Source organism: Pseudomonas sp. BN606 (assembly GCF_029873115.1).
Lineage (GTDB): Bacteria > Pseudomonadota > Gammaproteobacteria > Pseudomonadales > Pseudomonadaceae > Metapseudomonas.
This window is the reverse complement of the sequence record NZ_SSOF01000039.1, coordinates 181,847-199,418: the sequence shown is the minus strand read 5'-3', so window position 1 is coordinate 199,418 and position 17,572 is coordinate 181,847. Positions and strand designations below refer to the sequence as shown.

The 17,572-nt window shown below is 64.9% G+C and carries 16 protein-coding genes; 9 read left to right on the top strand and 7 right to left on the bottom strand.

Annotation, left to right across the window (positions count from 1 at the left end):
* Nucleotides 1–81: 81 nt before the first annotated feature.
* Nucleotides 82–2,466: a heavy metal translocating P-type ATPase gene (locus tag E8E75_RS04180; protein ID WP_153920619.1), complete on the bottom strand. Its 2,385-nt coding sequence runs from the start codon at nt 2,464–2,466 to the stop codon at nt 82–84.
* Between the two features lie 61 nt (nt 2,467–2,527).
* Entirely contained in the window at nt 2,528–2,899 is a 372-nt protein-coding gene (locus tag E8E75_RS04175; RefSeq protein ID WP_120654395.1) for a hypothetical protein, read from the bottom strand.
* Nucleotides 2,900–3,008: 109 nt separating this feature from the next.
* Between E8E75_RS04175 and E8E75_RS04170 the strand changes: the two genes are divergently transcribed.
* Complete coding sequence (locus E8E75_RS04170) at nt 3,009–3,206, top strand: cation transporter (RefSeq protein ID WP_069085773.1); 198 nt, start codon at nt 3,009–3,011, stop codon at nt 3,204–3,206.
* A 64-nt stretch (nt 3,207–3,270) separates the two neighbouring features.
* Here the strand turns inward: E8E75_RS04170 and E8E75_RS04165 are convergent, their stop codons facing one another.
* Entirely contained in the window at nt 3,271–3,891 is a 621-nt protein-coding gene (locus tag E8E75_RS04165) for a TetR family transcriptional regulator (RefSeq protein WP_120654396.1), read from the bottom strand.
* A gap of 145 nt (nt 3,892–4,036) precedes the next feature.
* Between E8E75_RS04165 and E8E75_RS04160 the strand changes: the two genes are divergently transcribed.
* The 3 genes from E8E75_RS04160 (at nt 4,037) to E8E75_RS04150 (ending at nt 9,700) form a co-directional block, all read left to right on the top strand.
* Nucleotides 4,037–5,212 (top strand): efflux RND transporter periplasmic adaptor subunit, encoded by a 1,176-nt coding sequence (locus E8E75_RS04160; protein ID WP_120654397.1) that lies wholly within the window; start codon nt 4,037–4,039, stop codon nt 5,210–5,212.
* Between the two features lie 13 nt (nt 5,213–5,225).
* The gene (locus E8E75_RS04155) at nt 5,226–8,366 is read left to right on the top strand and encodes an efflux RND transporter permease subunit (protein WP_120654398.1); all 3,141 of its coding nucleotides are present in this window, start codon (nt 5,226–5,228) and stop codon (nt 8,364–8,366) included.
* Nucleotides 8,367–8,509: 143 nt separating this feature from the next.
* Nucleotides 8,510–9,700, top strand: coding sequence for a Bcr/CflA family multidrug efflux MFS transporter (locus tag E8E75_RS04150; RefSeq protein WP_120654399.1), 1,191 nt, complete (start codon nt 8,510–8,512; stop codon nt 9,698–9,700).
* Here the strand turns inward: E8E75_RS04150 and E8E75_RS04145 are convergent.
* The 3 genes from E8E75_RS04145 to E8E75_RS04135 all read right to left on the bottom strand — a co-directional run bounded on the left by E8E75_RS04145 (nt 9,697) and on the right by E8E75_RS04135 (nt 11,481).
* A complete protein-coding gene (locus tag E8E75_RS04145; RefSeq protein WP_120655344.1) occupies nt 9,697–9,876 on the bottom strand; it encodes a hypothetical protein in 180 nt (59 codons plus the stop codon). The genes E8E75_RS04150 and E8E75_RS04145 overlap by 4 nt on opposite strands.
* Before the next feature lie 16 nt (nt 9,877–9,892).
* Nucleotides 9,893–10,291, bottom strand: coding sequence for a hypothetical protein (locus tag E8E75_RS04140; protein WP_153920618.1), 399 nt, complete (start codon nt 10,289–10,291; stop codon nt 9,893–9,895).
* Nucleotides 10,292–10,467: 176 nt separating this feature from the next.
* A complete protein-coding gene (locus tag E8E75_RS04135; RefSeq protein ID WP_153920616.1) occupies nt 10,468–11,481 on the bottom strand; it encodes a zinc-binding alcohol dehydrogenase family protein in 1,014 nt (337 codons plus the stop codon).
* Nucleotides 11,482–11,581: 100 nt separating this feature from the next.
* On the opposite strand from E8E75_RS04135, the gene E8E75_RS04130 reads away from it, so the two are divergent.
* The 5 genes from E8E75_RS04130 to E8E75_RS04110 all read left to right on the top strand — a co-directional run bounded on the left by E8E75_RS04130 (nt 11,582) and on the right by E8E75_RS04110 (nt 17,052).
* Nucleotides 11,582–12,496, top strand: coding sequence for a LysR family transcriptional regulator (locus E8E75_RS04130; protein ID WP_153920614.1), 915 nt, complete (start codon nt 11,582–11,584; stop codon nt 12,494–12,496).
* A 108-nt stretch (nt 12,497–12,604) separates the two neighbouring features.
* Nucleotides 12,605–15,208 (top strand): PAS domain S-box protein, encoded by a 2,604-nt coding sequence (locus tag E8E75_RS04125; RefSeq protein WP_280358082.1) that lies wholly within the window; start codon nt 12,605–12,607, stop codon nt 15,206–15,208.
* Nucleotides 15,209–15,328: 120 nt separating this feature from the next.
* Nucleotides 15,329–15,595: a PepSY domain-containing protein gene (locus E8E75_RS04120; RefSeq protein WP_153920610.1), complete on the top strand. Its 267-nt coding sequence runs from the start codon at nt 15,329–15,331 to the stop codon at nt 15,593–15,595.
* A gap of 3 nt (nt 15,596–15,598) precedes the next feature.
* Nucleotides 15,599–16,132: a cytochrome b/b6 domain-containing protein gene (locus E8E75_RS04115; RefSeq protein WP_280358079.1), complete on the top strand. Its 534-nt coding sequence runs from the start codon at nt 15,599–15,601 to the stop codon at nt 16,130–16,132.
* Nucleotides 16,133–16,398: 266 nt separating this feature from the next.
* The gene (locus E8E75_RS04110) at nt 16,399–17,052 is read left to right on the top strand and encodes a 7-cyano-7-deazaguanine/7-aminomethyl-7-deazaguanine transporter (protein ID WP_153920608.1); all 654 of its coding nucleotides are present in this window, start codon (nt 16,399–16,401) and stop codon (nt 17,050–17,052) included.
* Here the strand turns inward: E8E75_RS04110 and E8E75_RS04105 are convergent.
* Entirely contained in the window at nt 16,989–17,381 is a 393-nt protein-coding gene (locus tag E8E75_RS04105; protein ID WP_120654407.1) for a type II secretion system protein M, read from the bottom strand. The genes E8E75_RS04110 and E8E75_RS04105 overlap by 64 nt on opposite strands.
* Nucleotides 17,382–17,572 lie beyond the last annotated feature (191 nt).

Genomic DNA, 17,572 nt, shown 5'->3' with positions numbered 1-17,572 from the left:
CCTCTCTTGCGGGGCCGCGACCGTAGGAGCGAGCTTGCTCGCGAACCCTCGCAAGCAAGCTGGTTCCTGCGGAAATGGGTGTCAATCGTCCGGCTTCCAAGTCTTCAGCAGCAGTGCATTGCTCACCACGCTGACACTGGACAGCGCCATGGCCGCACCCGCCACTACGGGGCTGAGCAGGCCGGCGGCGGCCAGGGGGATGCCGATCAGGTTGTAGATGAAGGCCCAGAACAGGTTCTGGCGAATCTTCGCATAGGTCCGGCGGGAGATATCCAGGGCCGCTGGAACAAGGCGCGGGTCGCCGCGCATCAGGGTGATACCGGCGGCGTGCATGGCCACGTCCGTACCGCCGCCCATGGCGATGCCGACGTCGGCGGCGGCCAGGGCCGGGGCGTCGTTGATGCCGTCGCCAACCATTGCTACTACTGCCCCCCGGGCTTTGAGCGCTGCCACTGTGGCGGCCTTGTCCGCCGGCAGCACCTCGGCGTGTACCGAGTCGATGCCCAGGGCCTCGGCCACCACCCGCGCACTGCCGCGGTTATCGCCGGTGATCAGGTGACTGTGGATATCCCGCTCGCGCAGGGTCGTGACAGCCTGTGCAGCGCCATCCTTGAGGGTGTCACCGAAGGCGAAGAGGCCGAGCACACGCGGCTCCGGTTGCAGCTCCAGCAACCACGACAGAGTGCGTCCCTCGGTCTCCCATTCTTTGGCCTGGCTGGCCAGGTCGCCTGCCGCAAGCTGCTGTTCATCCAGCAAACGACGGTTTCCCAGGGCCAGCAGGCGGCCGTTCACCCTGCCTTGGATCCCGCGGCCGGCCAAGGCACGACTGTCGTCCACGTTGGGAGCGTCCAGGCCGCGATCGACGCAGGTATCCAGCACCGCTTTGGCGAGCGGGTGTTCACTGCCGCGTTGCAGCGCTCCGGCCAGTTGCAGCAGCTCGTTCTCGTCGCCATGCGCCGCAACAAGGTGAGCGATGCGCGGGGTGCCGGAGGTGAGAGTGCCGGTCTTGTCGAAGGCCACGGCCGTCACGGCGTGAGCAACTTCCAGGGCTTCGGCGTCCTTGATCAGGATTCCGTGGCGTGCCGCCACGCCGGTTCCGGCCATGATCGCGGTGGGAGTGGCGAGGCCAAGTGCACAGGGGCAGGCGATGACCAGCACCGCAACGGCATTGATCAGCGCGGTCTCGATGCCGGCACCGGCCAACAACCAGCCGGCAAGAGTGGCCAGGGCAGTCAGCATTACCGCCGGGACGAACACCTGGCTGACGCGGTCCACCAGCTTCTGGATGGGCGCCTTGGCCGCCTGTGCGTCTTCGACCAGGCGGATGATTCGCGCCAGCACGGTCTCACCACCAAGTGCCGTGGTACGCACCAGCAGACGCCCTTCGCCGTTGATGGCTCCTGCCGTGACGCGGTCGCCGGGCTGCTTGGGCACCGGCAGGCTCTCGCCGCTGATCAGCGCTTCGTCGGCGTGGCTTTGCCCTTCGCTGACCTCGCCGTCGGCGGGGAAGCGCTCGCCGGGCTTCACCACCAGCAGGTCACCAAGTTGCAAAGCGGCGATGGCGACGTCCTCCTCGCGGCCATCCCTAAGGCGAGTGGCGCGTTCCGGGCGCAGGGCTTCCAGGGCGCGGATGGCGGCGCTGGTCTGACGTTTGGCCCGGCTTTCCAGATATTTGCCCAGCAGAACCAGGGCAATCACCACGGCTGAGGCTTCGAAGTAGAGATGCGGTGTGTGGCCGGGATGCGCGGTCCACCATTGATAGAGGCTGAGGCCATAGCCGGCGCTGGTGCCAATGGCCACCAGCAAGTCCATGTTGCCGGCGCCTGCTTTCACCGCTTTCCAGGCTGCGCGGTAGAAGCGTGCGCCAAGGATGAACTGCACGGGCGTGGCCAGGGCGAACTGTGCCCAGGCCGGCAGCATCCAGTGCAGGCCGAACCATTCCAGCAGCATGGGGACCACCAGTGGCAGCGCCAGGGCGAGGGCAAGCAGGACGGCCCAGCGTTCACGGCTTAGGCGAGCTTCGGTGTCATCCACTGGTGGCTGATCTTCATCCACAAGGCTGGCGGTATAGCCGGCGGCTTCCACCGCCTGGACCAGGCGGGTGCCGTCGGGGGGGCCGAAGATTTGCAGGTGGGCGCGTTCGCTGGCCAGGTTCACGGTCACGTCGGCCACGCCCGGCACCTTGCGCAGGGCCCGCTCCACGCGACCGACGCAGCTGGCGCAGGTCATGCCGCCGATGGCCAGTTCCAGCCGCTGGGCGGGCACCTGGTAGCCCGCGGCTTCCACGGCCGCTACCAGGGCCGGCAGGCTGTCGCCCGAGGCTTTAACACGAGCCTGTTCGGTAGCCAGGTTGACGCTTGCGGCCTGCACGCCGGGCACTTTGGCCAGGGCGCGCTCCACTCGTCCGGCGCAGCTGGCGCAAGTCATCCCGGAGATGGGCAGGTCGAATGCGGTTGGGTTGGTCATGGGTCGATCCTCCTTGGCATGAACCTAGGATCAACCTTGACACGAGGGAAAGGTCAAGTGGTCATTGCACGGCGGCGGTCGGTACCAGATAGAGGCCTTCGGTGCTCTGCGCGAGGCGGTATTTGCGTACCTCGCCGGCCATCAGCGTGATGGTCTGCTGGCGCAACTGTTCGACCCCCGGCTTGCAGCGCCCGGGGCCGAGCAGGCTCAGTCGGATCGACAAGGGTCCCGGCGGCAGGTTGAAGGAAACGATCTGACCCTGCACCAGCCGCGCGGCCAACTGGTCTTCCAGATAGAGGCCGACGTCGCAGGCGGTGGCGAGTTCCAGGCGCTCCCGGGAGACGATCAGCACGCCATAGTCGACCGGAGGCTGGGCCTGGGCCAGCAGCGGTGCCGCCAGAAAAGCGAGCAGGGCAGGTCGGAAGCCGTACATGGCGAAAGTCTCCTGCAAGATGTTCAACCCAGTGTAGGACCAGCCCTTGACCTTGCCACGGTGGAAAGGATGAGACTGGCGTCAGGTTCCACTCACGAGGAGAACGACCATGCAGGTATTCAAGGTTCAAGGCATGTCTTGCGGGCACTGCGTCCGCGCCATCACCCAGGCTGTGCAGGCCCGCGACCAGGCGGCTGAAGTACAGGTGGACCTGGCGGCCGGCGAAGTGCGGGTCGCCAGCCGGCTTGCCGAAGAGCAGGTTCTGGAAGCGATCCGCGAAGAGGGTTATCAGGCCGAGGCGGCCTGAGGCCGGCCCCTGGATTTGGGAGCGATTTCAATCGCGAATGCATTCGCTCCCAACACCTTGGTTCTCAGTCCCAATCCTTCACCAGCCCCCGGAACAAGGCGTCCACCATGGGTTCGGCATCGGTCAGCGGGTCGAACAGCGCGGGGTCGCGGGTCCAGTCGCTGAACAGGCCGATCACCAAGCCATGCACCGCCCGGGACGCCACTAACGGCGTAATGCCCGGGCGCAGGCGCTCGTGGCAGGCGGGGCGGGCGAACAGCGCTTCGCTGAGCTGGATGAACTGATTGACGAAGGCGTAGTGACGCTCTTCGGCCTCGCGCAGCTCTTCGGTGAATTCGCAGCGGTGCAGCAGGATGTTGAAGATGCGTTTGCGCTGCTCGTCCCTTGCCAGGTTGACGATGGCTTCCAGGCACAGGTCGCGTAGCGACAGCATCGGGTCCTGGCCATTGCACCCGCAAAGCCGTTCGGTCATCTGCTCCTGGGGTAGGCGCACCTGGGAGAGCATCTCGTGGAACAGGTGGGCCTTGTTCTGGAAGTGCCAGTAGACCGCGCCACGGGTCACCCCGGCGGCGCGGGCAATCTGTTCCAGCGATGTATGTGCCACGCCGTTTTCCAGGAAAAGGTGTTCGGCGGCGTCGAGGATCGCCCCCCGGGTCTTCTCTGCTTCTTCTTTCGTTCTGCGCATAGCAGTTGGGCCAATAGTGACTAGGCTTCTTGTTTGGGGAGCGGAGTGTACCGATTTTGCTGGTACATGACCGTTACAGACACAAATGAATGTATAGCTCAGCGCCTGCTTCATTTGCCGATTCGGCACCGTATGGAGACACCTTATGCCGTTAACCCGCAGCCTTCCCTTCAGCCTTGCACTTCTCGCCGCAAGCGCCAGTTTTACCGGCCTTGCCGGTGCCGCTGATGCTCCGGGTGGCGCACCACCGGCCCCCGAAGTGGTGGTGGAGACCGCCAAGGCCGCGCCGCTCCCGCTTGTCCTCGAGTATGCCGGGCGTACAGCGGGATTCCGTGAAGTGGAGGTCCGGGCGCAAGTCAGCGGCATCCTCCAGCAACGCACCTACACCGAAGGCAGCCGGGTGAAGCAGGGCCAGATTCTGTTCCGTATCGACCCACGTACCTACGAAGCCGCCCTGGCTCGGGCCAAGGGCGCGCTGGCCCAGGAACAGGCGCGCTACCGGCAGACCGAGCGCGACCTCAAGCGAACCCGCGAGTTGCAGAAGAAGGGGTTCGCCAGCGAAAGCGAACTGGATAACGCGATTTCCAACTTCGAGCAGAGCAAGGCCAACGTCGAGGCCGCCCAGGCTGAGGTGAAGGCCCGTCAGATCGACCTCGACTACACCACGGTGGAAGCGCCCATTTCCGGCATGACCAGCAAGGAAACCCGATCCGAGGGCAGCCTCATCGTGGCAGGCGATCCGAATGGCAGCCTGCTGACCCAACTCACCCAGCTCGATCCCATCTACGTCAACTTCGCCTATCCCGATACCGAGGCCGAGCGCCTGCGCGAAGGTGTGAAGAACGGCAAGGTCGAGTTGCCGCCGGACGGATTGCTCAGTGCTGATCTGAGGTTTGGCGACGGTTCCACCTACCCGCTCTCCGGCCGGGTCGACTTCACCGACAGTTTCGTCAACACCGGCACCGGTACCGTCAGTGCGCGCGCCGTGGTACCCAATCCGGAGCAGAAGCTGTTGCCCGGTATGTTCGTGCGCGTGCTGGTGAAGGGCTTCACGCGGCCTCAGGCCATCACTCTCCCCGAACGTGCCCTTGCACAGGGGCCGCGCGGCACCTTCGTCTACGTGGTGGACAAGGACGGCATGGCGCGGGTGCGCCAGGTCAAGACCGGTGATACCCGCGACGGTCGCTGGGTGATCGAGTCCGGCGTCTCGACTGGCGACCGGGTGATAGTCGAAGGTCTGCCCAAGGTCCGCCCCGACTCGCCGGTAAAGGCCGTGGAGGCCAGCCAGGCCCCGGCCGAACAATCCGCCAAGCAATCCTGAAGGAGCGCCTAACGTGATCTCGCGCTTCTTTATCGACCGCCCGGTCTTCGCTGCGGTCATCTCCATCGTGATCGTGCTCGCCGGCCTTGCCGCCATGCGCGCGCTGCCGATCGCCCAGTACCCCGAAATCCTCCCGCCGCAAGTGTCGGTCTCTGCGGTCTATCCCGGTGCCAGTTCCCAGGTGATCGCAGAAACGGTTGCCGCCCCTCTCGAGCAGGAAATCAACGGCGTCGAGGGCATGATCTACCAGCTGTCCAACTCCGACAGCAGTGGTGCCATGAGCCTGACCGTGTATTTCGAAGTGGGCCGCGACCCCGACCAGGCCACCATCGACGTCAACAACAAGGTCCAGGCCGCGCTCGCCAAGTTGCCCGAAGAGGTGCGCCGGCAGGGCGTGAAGGTGGAGAAGAAATCCTCCGACATCCTCCAGGTGGTCACCCTCTTTTCGCCGGACAACTCCCGTGACCCGATCTTTATCAGCAACTACGCGCTGATCAACGTGATCGACGAGTTGAAGCGGATTCCCGGCGTGGGCGATGCCAGCCAGTTCGGCTCCAAGGACTATTCCATGCGTATCTGGCTGCGGCCGGACAAGCTGGCGCAGTACGACCTCACACCCAGCGACGTGGTCAGCGCCATCCGCGAGCAGAACTCCCAGTTCGCCGCCGGCAGCTTTGGCCAGCAACCGCTCAACCAGCCCCAGGACTTCACCTACACGGTGACCACCCAGGGTCGCTTCACCGATCCCAAGGAGTTCGAGGGCGTCATCCTGCGTTCCGACGCCACCGGCGCCAGCCTGTTGCTCAAAGATGTGGCGCGCGTGGAGCTGGGGGCCCAGGACTACTCCCTCATGACCTCCCTGAACGGCCAGCAGAACGCCGCCTTCGGTATCTACCTGCAACCGGGTGCCAACGCCCTGGATACCGCCGAAGCGGTCAACAACACGATGGAACGCCTGGCCAAGCGCTTCCCCGAGGGCATCGCCTACAAGATCCCCTATGACACGACCAAGTTCGTCGAGGTGTCGATCGAAGAGGTGATCCACACCTTCTTCGAAGCCTTGATTCTGGTGGTGCTGGTGGTCTTCATCTTCCTGCAGAACTGGCGGGCGACGCTGATCCCGGTGCTGGCGATCCCGGTGTCGTTGGTCGGTACCTTCGCCGGCATGTACGTGCTCGGTTTCTCCATCAACCTGCTGACGCTGTTCGGCATGGTGCTGGCCATCGGCATCGTGGTAGACGACGCCATCGTGGTGATCGAGAACGTCGAGCGGGTGATGGCGACGAAGAAGATCGGCCCGCGCGAAGCGGCGATCGAAGCCATGGAGGAGGTGACCGGGCCGATCATCGCCATCGTGCTGGTGCTCTGTGCGGTGTTCATCCCGGTAGGCTTCCTCGGCGGTCTGGCAGGACAGATGTACCAGCAGTTCGCGATCACCATTGCGGTATCCGTGGTGATTTCCGGCATCGTGGCGCTGACGCTTTCGCCAGCTCTCTGTGCCCTGATGCTCAAGCCTGGCCATGGCGAGCCGGCCGCGCCGTTCCGCTGGTTCAACCGCTTCTTCGAGCGCATGACCTCGGGCTATGGCGCTGGCGTGCAGTTCTTCCTCAAACGGTCGCTGATCGGCCTGTTGCTGTTTGGCGGCATGCTCGCCCTGCTGGTCATCCTCTTCGGCCGGGTGCCTGGCGCCCTGGTGCCGGATGAAGACCAGGGCTACGTGCTCAATGCCTACTTCCTGCCGCCGGCAGCCTCCCTGACCCGGACCGAGGAGCTCACCAGCGCCGTCGGAGAGCAGCTGATGAAACATCCGGCCGTGCAGGACGTGGTTACCTTCGCCGGCTTCGACATCCTCACCTTCGGCACGCGCAGCAACGCCGGGGTGTCCTTCGTGCCGCTGAAGGACTGGAGCGAGCGCACCACGCCCGAACTGGATGCGCGCAACCTCACGCACACTTTCATGGGCATGGGCGCCGGGCAGAAGGACGGCATTGTGCTGTCGTTCAACCCGCCTCCCATCACCGGCATGAGTACCACCGGCGGTTTCGAGTCCTATATCCAGGACCGTAGCGGCGGCACCGTGCAGCAACTGGAAGCGGTCGTGCAGAAGTTCGTTGCCGCGGCGTCGAAGCGGCCCGAGTTGGCCGGGGTGAACACCACCTTCAACGCCAACGTGCCGCAGTACTACATCGACCTGGACCGCACCAAGGCACGGGCCCTGGGCGTGGCGATCAACGACGTGTTCACCGCCATGCAGGCCACCTTCGGCAGCTACTACGTCAACGACTTCACGCTCTACGGCCGTACCTGGCAGGTGAGCCTGCAGTCGGAGCCGGAGTTCCGTCGCAAGCCGGATGACCTCAGCCAGGTCTATGTGCGTTCCACCACTGATGACCTGGTACCGCTGTCGTCACTGGTGCGCGTTGAGCGCATTCTGGGGCCGGACTCCTACGCCCGTTTCAACGTCTACCCGGCGGCCAAGGTGCTCGGCGGTCCGGCGCCTGGCTACAGCTCCGGCCAGGCGCTGGAGGCGATGCAGGAAGTGGCGAACGAGGTGCTGGGTGAGGACTACAGCCTTGGCTGGATCGGCTCGGCGTATCAGGAGCTGGCTACTCACGGTTCCGGTAGCACGGCGTTCATCTTCGGCCTGATCATGGTGTTCCTCATCCTTGCCGCCCAGTACGAGCGCTGGACCCTGCCGCTGGCGGTGGTCACCGCGGTGCCCTTCGCAGTGTTCGGCGCGATCCTCGCCGTGTGGTTGCGGGGTATCCAGAACGACGTGTACTTCCAGGTCGGCCTGGTGACCCTGATCGGCCTGGGGGCGAAGAACGCGATCCTCATCGTCGAATTCGCCGTGCTTTGCCGGGAACAGGGCATGGGGCCGGTGGAGGCCGCGCTTGAGGCTGCGAAGCTGCGCTTCCGCCCGATCGTGATGACCTCGCTGGCCTTCATCCTCGGTTGCGTGCCGCTGGCCATCAGCTCGGGTGCCGGCTCGGCAAGTCGTCATTCCATCGGCACCGGGGTGATCGGCGGCATGCTCGCCGCCACCGTGCTGGCGACCTTCCTGATCCCCATGTTCTTCATGCTGGTGGAGAAGGCCTCGGACTGGCTGGATCGCAAAAAGTCGTCCAAGGTCGAGCACGCGCATGAGGGTTAGGGGGGCCGTGGAGAGTCATTGTGGGAGCGAATTCATTCGCGAATGAATTCGCTCCCACGGACCAGCAGCCAAAGCCGCTTTTGCGCGAAATCCCCTGTTACTATCTGGCGCCTTAACCGCAAGGGATGGCGCCAGCCTCGACCATGACTTTCCGCATCCTCCTCCTGCTCGGGGCCCTCAGCGCCTTCGGGCCGATGGCCATCGATTTCTACCTGCCCAGCTTCCCGGCCATGGCCAAGGCCTTCGCCACCGATGTGGAGCATGTGCAGCTCACCCTGGCGTCCTACTTCATTGGCCTCGCACTCGGTCAACTGATCTATGGTCCGCTGGCGGATCGTTTCGGTCGGCGTCCGCCGCTGCTGGTGGGCGTGACCATTTTCACCCTGGCTTCGGTCGCCTGCTCCCTGGCACCCAGCCTGGAGTGGCTGGTCGGCGCACGCTTCGTCCAGGCCCTGGGCGGCTGTGCGGGGATGGTGGTGTCGCGGGCTGTGGTGCGTGACCTGTGCGATCCCATCGCCTCGGCCAAGGCCTTCTCGCAGTTGATGCTGGTGATGGGCCTGGCGCCGATCCTGGCGCCGCTGGGCGGAGGGCTGCTCCTTGAGCTTTTCGGCTGGCAGTCGATCTTCTGGGCGCTGACCCTGTTCAGCGCGCTGGTGCTGCTGGGAATCGCCTTCTGGCTGCCGGAGACGCTCTCCAACATCACTCCGCGTGCGCCATTGAGTGGCGCCCTCGGGCAGTACCGTCGGTTGCTCGGCGACTGGCAATTTCTCGCCTACGGCATGAGCGGTGGTTTCGCCATCGCCGGCATGTTCGCCTACATCGCCGGCTCCCCCTTCGTATTCATCCAGCTTTATGGCGTGCCGCCGGAGCACTATGGCTGGCTGTTCGGCTCCAACGCCGCGGGCTTCATCCTGGTCGCCCAGATCAATGCCGTGTTGCTGCGCCGTCGCGGGCCGGCCTTCTGGATGCGACGGGTGATCTGGGTCTATCTGGTGTGCGCGTTGGCGCTGCTGGGGGTTTCCAGCTTGCAGACACAATCGCTGTGGCCGCTTCTGCTACCGCTGTTCGGCTGCATCGCCAGCCTGGGGTGCATCCTGCCCAACGCCTCGGCATGCGCAATGGCCGGCCAGGGCCAGAACGCGGGTAGCGCCTCGGCGCTGATGGGCAGTCTGCAGTTTGGAGTGGCGGCAGGAGCTGCCGCCCTTGTGGGCTGGTTGCACGATGGCAGTGCCATGCCCCTGGCCCTGGTCATCAGCCTGTGCGGCTGCGCGGCAGTCGCCTGTGCGCTGCTGACTTGGCGCCTCGACCGCAACGGCCAGGCGCCCCTGGGTTAACTCGCGATCCGTCTTGACCAGTCCGGTAGCACGTGGGGCGCCTTCAGGCGCTCCTCGAGGACGCTGACGAATCGGCGCGCTTCGGCCTCGCTACGAAAGCTCACCGCATGCTGGTCAAGGCAGACTTGCCAGCCAGAACCCTGAGGGGTGGCGGTCGGACGGACAAGAATTTTCACCTCGGTCATCTCCCAATCAAGTGGCGGGGAAGCTGAGTGTAGACCCGCCCAGATGACAGAAAATGACCAGCATCAAGCAGCCGACTGGTGGTCGATACCGTTCGTCCTGGCCCTGTTCGCCGCTGCTCGATTGCCGCTCCGGGGCGAGTTGGCCAAGGCTCTGCAGCAATTCCTGATAACGATTCTCGCTCTGCCGGAGAGCGTCCCTCGCTGACTTCAGGGCACTGAAATCGATGTCGACGCAGTAGAGCTCCAACTGGTTGTGCAAGTTGCGCAGCACCAGGTGGCTGGAGAACACCGTCACCGGGTTGCCATCGCTGCGTTGCAGGGGCAATTCGCTGGCGCGGTTCCAGTGGATCACCCGACGCTGGCGATCGTAGCCCTGCACTGCGCTGCGGGGCGTCTGCTCGAACAACTGGCGGAAGCGCCGCTGGCGAGACCAGGAAAAATAAAAGTCTCTTACCCTCGCGTACCGGACCCTTCGCCAGCCCAACTGCTCGCCGGTCAGTGTCCAACTTGTAGGAGCGAGCTTGCTCGCGAACAGCCCGAGCGGAATCTTTCGCGAGCCGGCTCTCTTCTACAGAAATCGCCTCAGAAACCTTCCAGCACGATCTTGCCCTTAGCCTTGCCGCTTTCCAGCAGCGCATGGGCGCGGCGCAGGTTGGCGGCATTGATGGTGCCAAAGTGTTCGCCCACGGTGGTCTTCAGCACGCCGGCGTCGATCAGTTGGCTGACGCGCTCCAGCAGGCGGTGCTGCTCGAGGATGTCCGGGGTCTGGAACATCGAGCGTGTGTACATGAACTCCCAGTGCAGGGAGAGGCTCTTGCGCTTGAGCTTGGCCACATCCAGCGATGCCGGGTCGTCGATCAGGCCGAGGCGGCCCTGGGGCGCCAGGGCCTCTACCAACTGATCCAGGTGCTGGTCGGTCTGGGTCAGGCTGGCCACATGAGTAACCTGGGCGAGACCAGCGCGGCGCAGTTCATCGGCCAGGGGCTTACTGTGATCCAGCACATGCTGGGCCCCCAGTTCGCGGACCCAGGCCTGGGTTTCCGGACGCGAGGCAGTGCCAATCACGGTCAGGCCGGTGAGCTGTTGGGCCAGTTGTACGAGGATCGAACCCACGCCACCCGCGGCGCCCACCACCAGCAGGCTCTGGCCCAGGTCGGCCTTGCCTTCGGGGATCTGCAGACGGTCGAACAGCAGCTCCCAGGCGGTGATGGAGGTCAGTGGCAAAGCGGCGGCCTGGGCGAAGTCCAGGCTTTCGGGCATGTGGCCGACGATGCGTTCATCCACCCGATGGAACTCCGCGTTGCCGCCCGGACGGGTCAGGTCACCGGCGTAGAAAACACGGTCGCCCGGCTGGAACAGGGTGACGTCGCTGCCCACCGACTTGACCACGCCAGCAACGTCCCAGCCCAGCACCTTGGGTTGCCCAGCCTCGGGAGGCGCGTTGCGGCGGACCTTGGTGTCCACCGGATTGACCGAGATGGCGCGTACCTCCACCAGCAAGTCGCGCGGTCCCGGTTGCGGCTCCGGCAGCAGGATGTCCTGCAGGGATTCGGGGTTGTCGATGGGCAGGTTCTGGAAGTAGGCGACGGCTTTCATCGGGATTCTCCGCGTGGGGCTTGATGGGCCGCATGGTCGGTTATTTCGCAGGAGAGAAAAATCGGCTAGAAAGCGACAGTCTTTCAATAGGAATTTGAAAATGCTGCGCCTCGACGACCTCGCTCTGTTCGTCAGTACCGCTGACCACGGTAGCCTCTCGGCCGCCGCCCGCAAGCTGGATGTCTCGCCCGCCGTGGCCAGTGCTGCGCTCAAGCGTCTCGAACAACAGCTCGAGGTCCGCCTGTTCGCTCGCTCTACCCGCAGCCTGCGCCTGACACCCGAGGGCGAGCAGTTCCTCGTCCATGCGCGCACTGCGCTGGCCAGTCTCGAGGAGGGGCAACGGCAACTGGCCGGCGGTCGCGAAGACATCGCAGGTGTGCTGCAGCTGTCCGCGCCCTCGGACTTCGGCCGCAATGTGCTGGTGCCCTGGCTCGATGACTTCCAGCGCGAGCATCCGCGCCTGGGCATTCGCCTGCACCTCAGCGACCGGGTGGCCGATCTGTTTCGCCAGTCGGTGGACATCGCCATCCGCTACGGCGAGCCGGAAGATTCCAGCCTGGTGGCGCTGCCATTGGCGGCCAGCAACCGCCGGGTGCTTTGCGCGTCCCCCGGCTATTTCGCCCGCCACGGCCGCCCCCAGCAGCCTGCGGAGCTGGAAGGGCACAACTGCCTGCTCTACCAGTTGGGCGGGCGTGTCCACGATCGCTGGAGCTTCAGCGAGGGCCGGCGCGAGCAAGTGGTGGCGGTAAGCGGCAACCGTGTCTGCGACGATGCCGATGTAGTGCGGCGCTGGGCCCTGGCTGGGCAGGGGCTCACCTACAAGTCCTGGCTGGATGTAGCCGGTGATATCCAGGCCGGGCGCCTGGAACTGGCCCTGCCGCAATACCGTGGCCAGGCCACGCCGCTGAACCTGATCTGCGCCCACCGCGCCCAGCTCAGCAAGCCGGTGCGGCTGCTCCGCGAGTTCGTCCAGGCACGTTGCGCCACGCTACTCGTCGGCGCGCCCTGGAGTTGAGTGTCGGTCTCGGCAATGCCGGCGTCTGATCGTCGAATTGCTCGGGCCCGAGGTTCCGCTATCGTCTGGATAAGCCGTGGCCTGCGTGGAGATTCCCGTGGCTGACTTGTGTCCGACCTGCTTGAATCCTGCCGGGCCCTCGCCCGGCGCCTGCCGTGGGGGTACCGGCTGATGCTGCGTAACCGCGAGCCTGGTGCTTTCCTGCCGACCGTGCTGCTGGCTTTCGCCGGCTACCTGCTGCTGGCCCTGGGGGCTGTCTGGCTGTCGCGCCAGCCCGGCAGCATTGCCACGCTCTGGTACGCCAACGCTTTCACCGTGGCGCTGCTCTGGGACCAGCCGTTGCGGCGCTGGGCGCCCCTGCTGACGGTGGCGATGCTGGCGGACCTGCTGGCGAACATAACGTTCGGCGATAGCCTCTTGCGGGCGGCGAGCTTCATCCCACCCAACCTGCTCGAAGTAGTACTGGCCGCGTCTCTTTTGCGGGTCAGCGGCGCCGCGTTGCGGATGAACGAAAGCCCCGGGGCCTTCCTGCAGTTCATGTTCTTCGGCGCCCTGTTACCGCCGCTGGTGGGTGCCAGCCTGGGGGCGAGTATCCTCGCCTGGCAGGGGCTGGATTCCTTCGAGCGTGGCTGGATGTATTGGGTCGAGGGCGCCATGCTCGGCGCCGTCTCGGTGCTACCCCTGGCGGTCTGGCTGCGCCAGAACAGCGGGTGGGAGCTGATTGGCGAGCGCCGTCGCCACGAGTTGCTGCTCTACATCGGGCTGGTGTTGCTGGGCACGCCCTTCGCCCTGTTGCTGTTGCCATTCCCCTTCGTCTACCTGGCCCTGCCGCTGATCATCGCCGCGGTGCGTCTGACCTTCGCCAGCACTGCACTGCTGGTTGCGATGGCTTCGGTGAGCGGTGGCGCGATCATCGCCTTGGGCCTGCTTGAAGTACCAGTTCTGCAGAAGGGCTGGCGCGACCTGCTGATCTACCTGCCGTTGCTGCTGGCTCTGTTGCCGGCATTGCTGCTGGCTTCGGCGGTGGAGCAATTGCGTAGACGCCGGCGCGAACTGGCAGCCAGCGAATCGCGCTTTCGCGACGCCATGGACCACTCCGCCATCGGCATGGCGCTGGTGGGGCTGGATGGCCGCTGGCAGCGAGTCAACCGGGCGCTTTGCGACATGCTTGGCTATGCGGAGGAGGAACTCTCCAGCCTGAACTTCCAGGACGTCACCCACCCCGACGACCTGGCAGACGATCTCGAACTGGTGCGGGAAATCCTCGCCGGGCGGCGCCACAGCTACCGCCTGGAGAAGCGCTACCTGCACAAGAGTGGGCGGGAAATCTGGGGACTGCTGGCGGTATCCCTGGTGCGCGACCACGAGGGCGAGCCGCTGTACTTCATTTCGCAGATCGAGGACATCGACCGGCGCAAGCGTGCCGAGGAACGCGAGGCGGAACTGGCCCGTCGCTACTCGGTGGCGACCGAGGCCAGTGGCGTTGGCGTCTGGGAGTGGGATCTGGTCAACGATCGCCTGCTCTGGGACGAGGGTATGTATCGCCTCTATGGCCGCCGCCTGGGCGACGAGTTGTCCTTCGCCGACTGGCTGGCCCACCTGCATCCGGATGACGCGGCCCGTGCCGAACGTGAGGTGCTGGCTGCGCGAGAAGGTAGCCGGCGGCTGGACATCGAGTTCCGCATTCGTCGTGGCGATGGTGAACATCGGGTGCTCAAGGGGCACGCGCGTCTGGTCTGCGACGCCGGTGGCCAGCCGCTGCGCATGGTCGGCACCAACTGGGACGTCAGCGAGCTGCACCAGCTTGCCGAGCGCCTGCGAGATGAGCGCGAGCGCCTGCAGGTGACCCTCGATGCCATTGGCGACGGCGTCATCACCTCCGACCTGGAAGGCCGGGTCAGTTTCCTTAACCCGGTGGCCGAGCGCCTCAGTGGCTGGAGCAGCGACGAGGCCCGGGGTCTGCCCATCGAGCAGGTGCTGCTGCTGGAAGGAGAAGATGGGCGCCTGGTGCCCAACCCGGTGCGTGACTGCCTGGAGCGCGGCAGCGCTGCCAGCCTCCAGGGCCTGGCCTCGCTGCGTCACCCGGCAGGCGGCACCATCGCCCTGCGCGGCCAGGCGGCCCCCATGCGCGCAGGCGACGGCACCATGCTGGGGAGCGTGCTGGTGCTGACTGATGTCAGCGAAGCCCGGGCCATGCAAAAGCACCTGCGTTACGCCGCGACCCACGACGCGCTGACCGGCCTGCTCAATCGCCCTGCCTTCGAGGATGCCCTTGCCGAAAGCTGTCGCGAGGTGGTGCAGAACGACGGCAACAGCGTGCTCTGCTTCATCGACCTGGACCGCTTCAAGCAGGTAAACGACAACGCGGGCCACGCCGCCGGGGATGAATTGCTGCGCCAGCTCGCCAGGCTGATGCAGGCCCAGGTTCGCGCGGGTGACCAACTGGCGCGCCTGGGTGGCGACGAGTTCGCGCTGATCCTGCGCAGTTGCCCGTTGCCCCAGGCGGAACTGCTGGCGGCTCGGCTGATCGCCCAGGTCCAGGGCGTCGTGCTGGAGTGGGAAGGCCAGGAATATCGCGTGGGAGCCAGCGTTGGCATCGCCTGCATCCACGGCGCCAACGCGCAACCGGCGGAACTTCTGAAACAGGCTGATACAGCTTGCTACCGGGCCAAGCATGCAGGAAGGGGTCAATTCGCGGTCGAACGTCGCTGAGATCGGCAGGCCGGCATATGACAGCCCTCAGGGCCTGACCTACTCTCCATTGTCATGGCGGCAAATGAGAACGCCTTGCAATGTCTTCCGCATTACAACGTACGAATCGAGGTCGATACCATGCGTAAACTGCTGCTTCTTTCCCTGGCCCTCGTCAGCCCCCTGACCTTCGCCAAGACCGAGTGCACCACAGCCGACAAGGCTACCTGGCAAGACCAGACCAAGTTCCAGGAAGACCTCAAGACCCAGGGGTACGACATCAAGAAGTTCAAGGTGACCGATGGCAACTGCTATGAGATCTACGGCTGGGACAAGGACAAGCGCAAAGTCGAGATCTACTTCAACCCGGTCGACGGCAAGGTGGTCAAGCAGGAGATCGAGGACTGACCCGTGAGCACCGATACCGTTCGCCTCTGGGACCCGGTGGTGCGGATCGGCCACTGGTCCCTGGTGGCTGCCTTCATTGGTGACTACTTCCTCAATGAGGCAGGTGACGGCTGGCACCGCTGGCTCGGCTACTACGCCGTGGTGGTGGTGCTGGTGCGGCTGGCCTGGGGCTTCGTCGGCCCCCGGCCGGCGCGTTGGGCAGATTTCTGGCCGCGGCCGGCGCGCCTGGTGGCCCACGCCAGGGCACTGCTCACCGGCGGTCACATGCACCGCATGGGCCATTCACCCCTGGGCGGGCTGGTGATGATCCTCATGTTGCTGCTGATGTTCGGCCTGGGCGTCACCGGCTTCCTGATGGAAGAAGTCGACTACTTCTGGGGCGAGGACCTGCCCCGGGACATCCATGTCTTCATGGCCGACAGCCTGTTCTGGCTGGCCTGCCTGCACGTCGGCGCCGCGCTGGTGGAGAGTGTGCGCACGCGCGAGAACCTGCCCTGGTCCATGGTGACGGGGCGACGCAAGACGCTTCAAGACTAAGGGCCGCATCGCGGCCCATTCCTTTTGCAGGGTCGAACTTGTTCGCCAAGGACAGCGAAGCTGACCCATGTGGGCAACACCAGGGCAGCCTTTCGGCCTGCTTGGCGAATGAATTCGCCCCTACTGCGTTATCGCCGTTGGATGCACGCGCCCGGACAAAGCGTCTTTTCCTGACGCGCGGGTCAAGTTAGAATGCGCGCCGTCGTTGGCCATGGGGCCGCGACATGGGTTCCCTCACCCCATCGGCAAAAAGGATGCGAACCAACATGCCCGCTACAACGCCTTCGATCTGGCGTCCGGCACTGACCGGCCTGATCGCTTTCCACATCTTCATCATCATCGCCAGCAACTACCTGGTGCAGTTGCCGATTACTCTGTTCGGCTGGCACACCACTTGGGGCGCATTCAGCTTTCCGTTCATCTTCCTGGCCACTGACCTCACCGTACGCCTGATGGGCAAGGTCGCGGCACGCCGGGTCATCGCCCAGGTCATGGTGCCGGCGCTTCTGGCGTCCTATGTGGTGTCCGTGCTGTTCCAGGAAGCGAGCTTCCAGGGCTTCGCCGCACTCGGCGAGTTCAACCTGTTCGTCGCGCGGATTTCCCTGGCCAGCTTCCTCGCCTATGTATTGGGTCAGGTGCTGGATATCCAGGTCTTCGACCGCCTGCGCAAGATGCGCCAGTGGTGGGTAGCCCCGGTGGCCTCGACCATTGCCGGTAACCTGCTGGATACCTTCGCGTTCTTCTCCGTGGCCTTCTGGCGCAGCGACAACCCCTTCATGGCGGCGAACTGGGTAGAGATCGCCACCGTCGACTACGGCGTCAAACTGGCCATCAGCCTGGTGCTCTTCGTGCCGCTCTATGGTGTGTTGCTGGGCGGTCTTCTGCGCTTGCTGACGCCGAGTCCGGCGCGGGCTTCCTGAGGCGTCGCCACCACCATCCGCGCCTTTACGTCGGCTTCGCGGTCGACGTCCATTCCCAGCGATACCACCTCTACGCCGCTTTCCTCCAACCGCTCCATCCAGGCGAGCACACTGCTCAGCGTGCCCGCCAGGTTCAGGCTCATGCGGCCAGCGCCATCGCCATCCATGCGCTCAAGGGTGATTTCGGCATTGGCACTGGTCCTGGCAAGGAATCCGGGCAGTGCCGCGTTCGTAACGCGTTCGCCCGACGGGACGGAATTGGCTGGCAGGTTGGCCAGGTCGATCTGCAATTGAAGTTCCTCCTGATAATGACGTTCGGCGTGTTGCAAGGCTTGCTGCTGGGGCTGTCAGACCAGTTGCCAGGCCGAGGTGAGGCTGACCGACCTGCTGCATGCGCGCACGTACCTGGCGGCCAAGGTCGACGATGCGGCCCTCATCGACAATGACGATTCTGGTCTGCATGAAGAGGGAGCCTCGGTATCCATCGGGTTTTGGTCTTGTGGCGAAGACAGCGCGGGCG

Excerpts from the sequence above, each read along its gene's own strand:
- E8E75_RS04170 (WP_069085773.1), top strand. The coding sequence starts at position 3,009 with ATGCAGGTATTCAAGGTTCAAGGCATGTCTTGCGGGCACTGCGTCCGC.
- E8E75_RS04130 (WP_153920614.1), top strand. The coding sequence starts at position 11,582 with ATGCTGCGCCTCGACGACCTCGCTCTGTTCGTCAGTACCGCTGACCAC.
- E8E75_RS04165 (WP_120654396.1), bottom strand. The coding sequence starts at position 3,891 with ATGCGCAGAACGAAAGAAGAAGCAGAGAAGACCCGGGGGGCGATCCTC.
- E8E75_RS04110 (WP_153920608.1), top strand. The coding sequence starts at position 16,399 with ATGCCCGCTACAACGCCTTCGATCTGGCGTCCGGCACTGACCGGCCTG.
- E8E75_RS04135 (WP_153920616.1), bottom strand. The coding sequence starts at position 11,481 with ATGAAAGCCGTCGCCTACTTCCAGAACCTGCCCATCGACAACCCCGAA.
- E8E75_RS04180 (WP_153920619.1), bottom strand. The coding sequence starts at position 2,466 with ATGACCAACCCAACCGCATTCGACCTGCCCATCTCCGGGATGACTTGC.
- E8E75_RS04150 (WP_120654399.1), top strand. The coding sequence starts at position 8,510 with ATGACTTTCCGCATCCTCCTCCTGCTCGGGGCCCTCAGCGCCTTCGGG.
- E8E75_RS04160 (WP_120654397.1), top strand. The coding sequence starts at position 4,037 with ATGCCGTTAACCCGCAGCCTTCCCTTCAGCCTTGCACTTCTCGCCGCA.
- E8E75_RS04175 (WP_120654395.1), bottom strand. The coding sequence starts at position 2,899 with ATGTACGGCTTCCGACCTGCCCTGCTCGCTTTTCTGGCGGCACCGCTG.
- E8E75_RS04120 (WP_153920610.1), top strand. The coding sequence starts at position 15,329 with ATGCGTAAACTGCTGCTTCTTTCCCTGGCCCTCGTCAGCCCCCTGACC.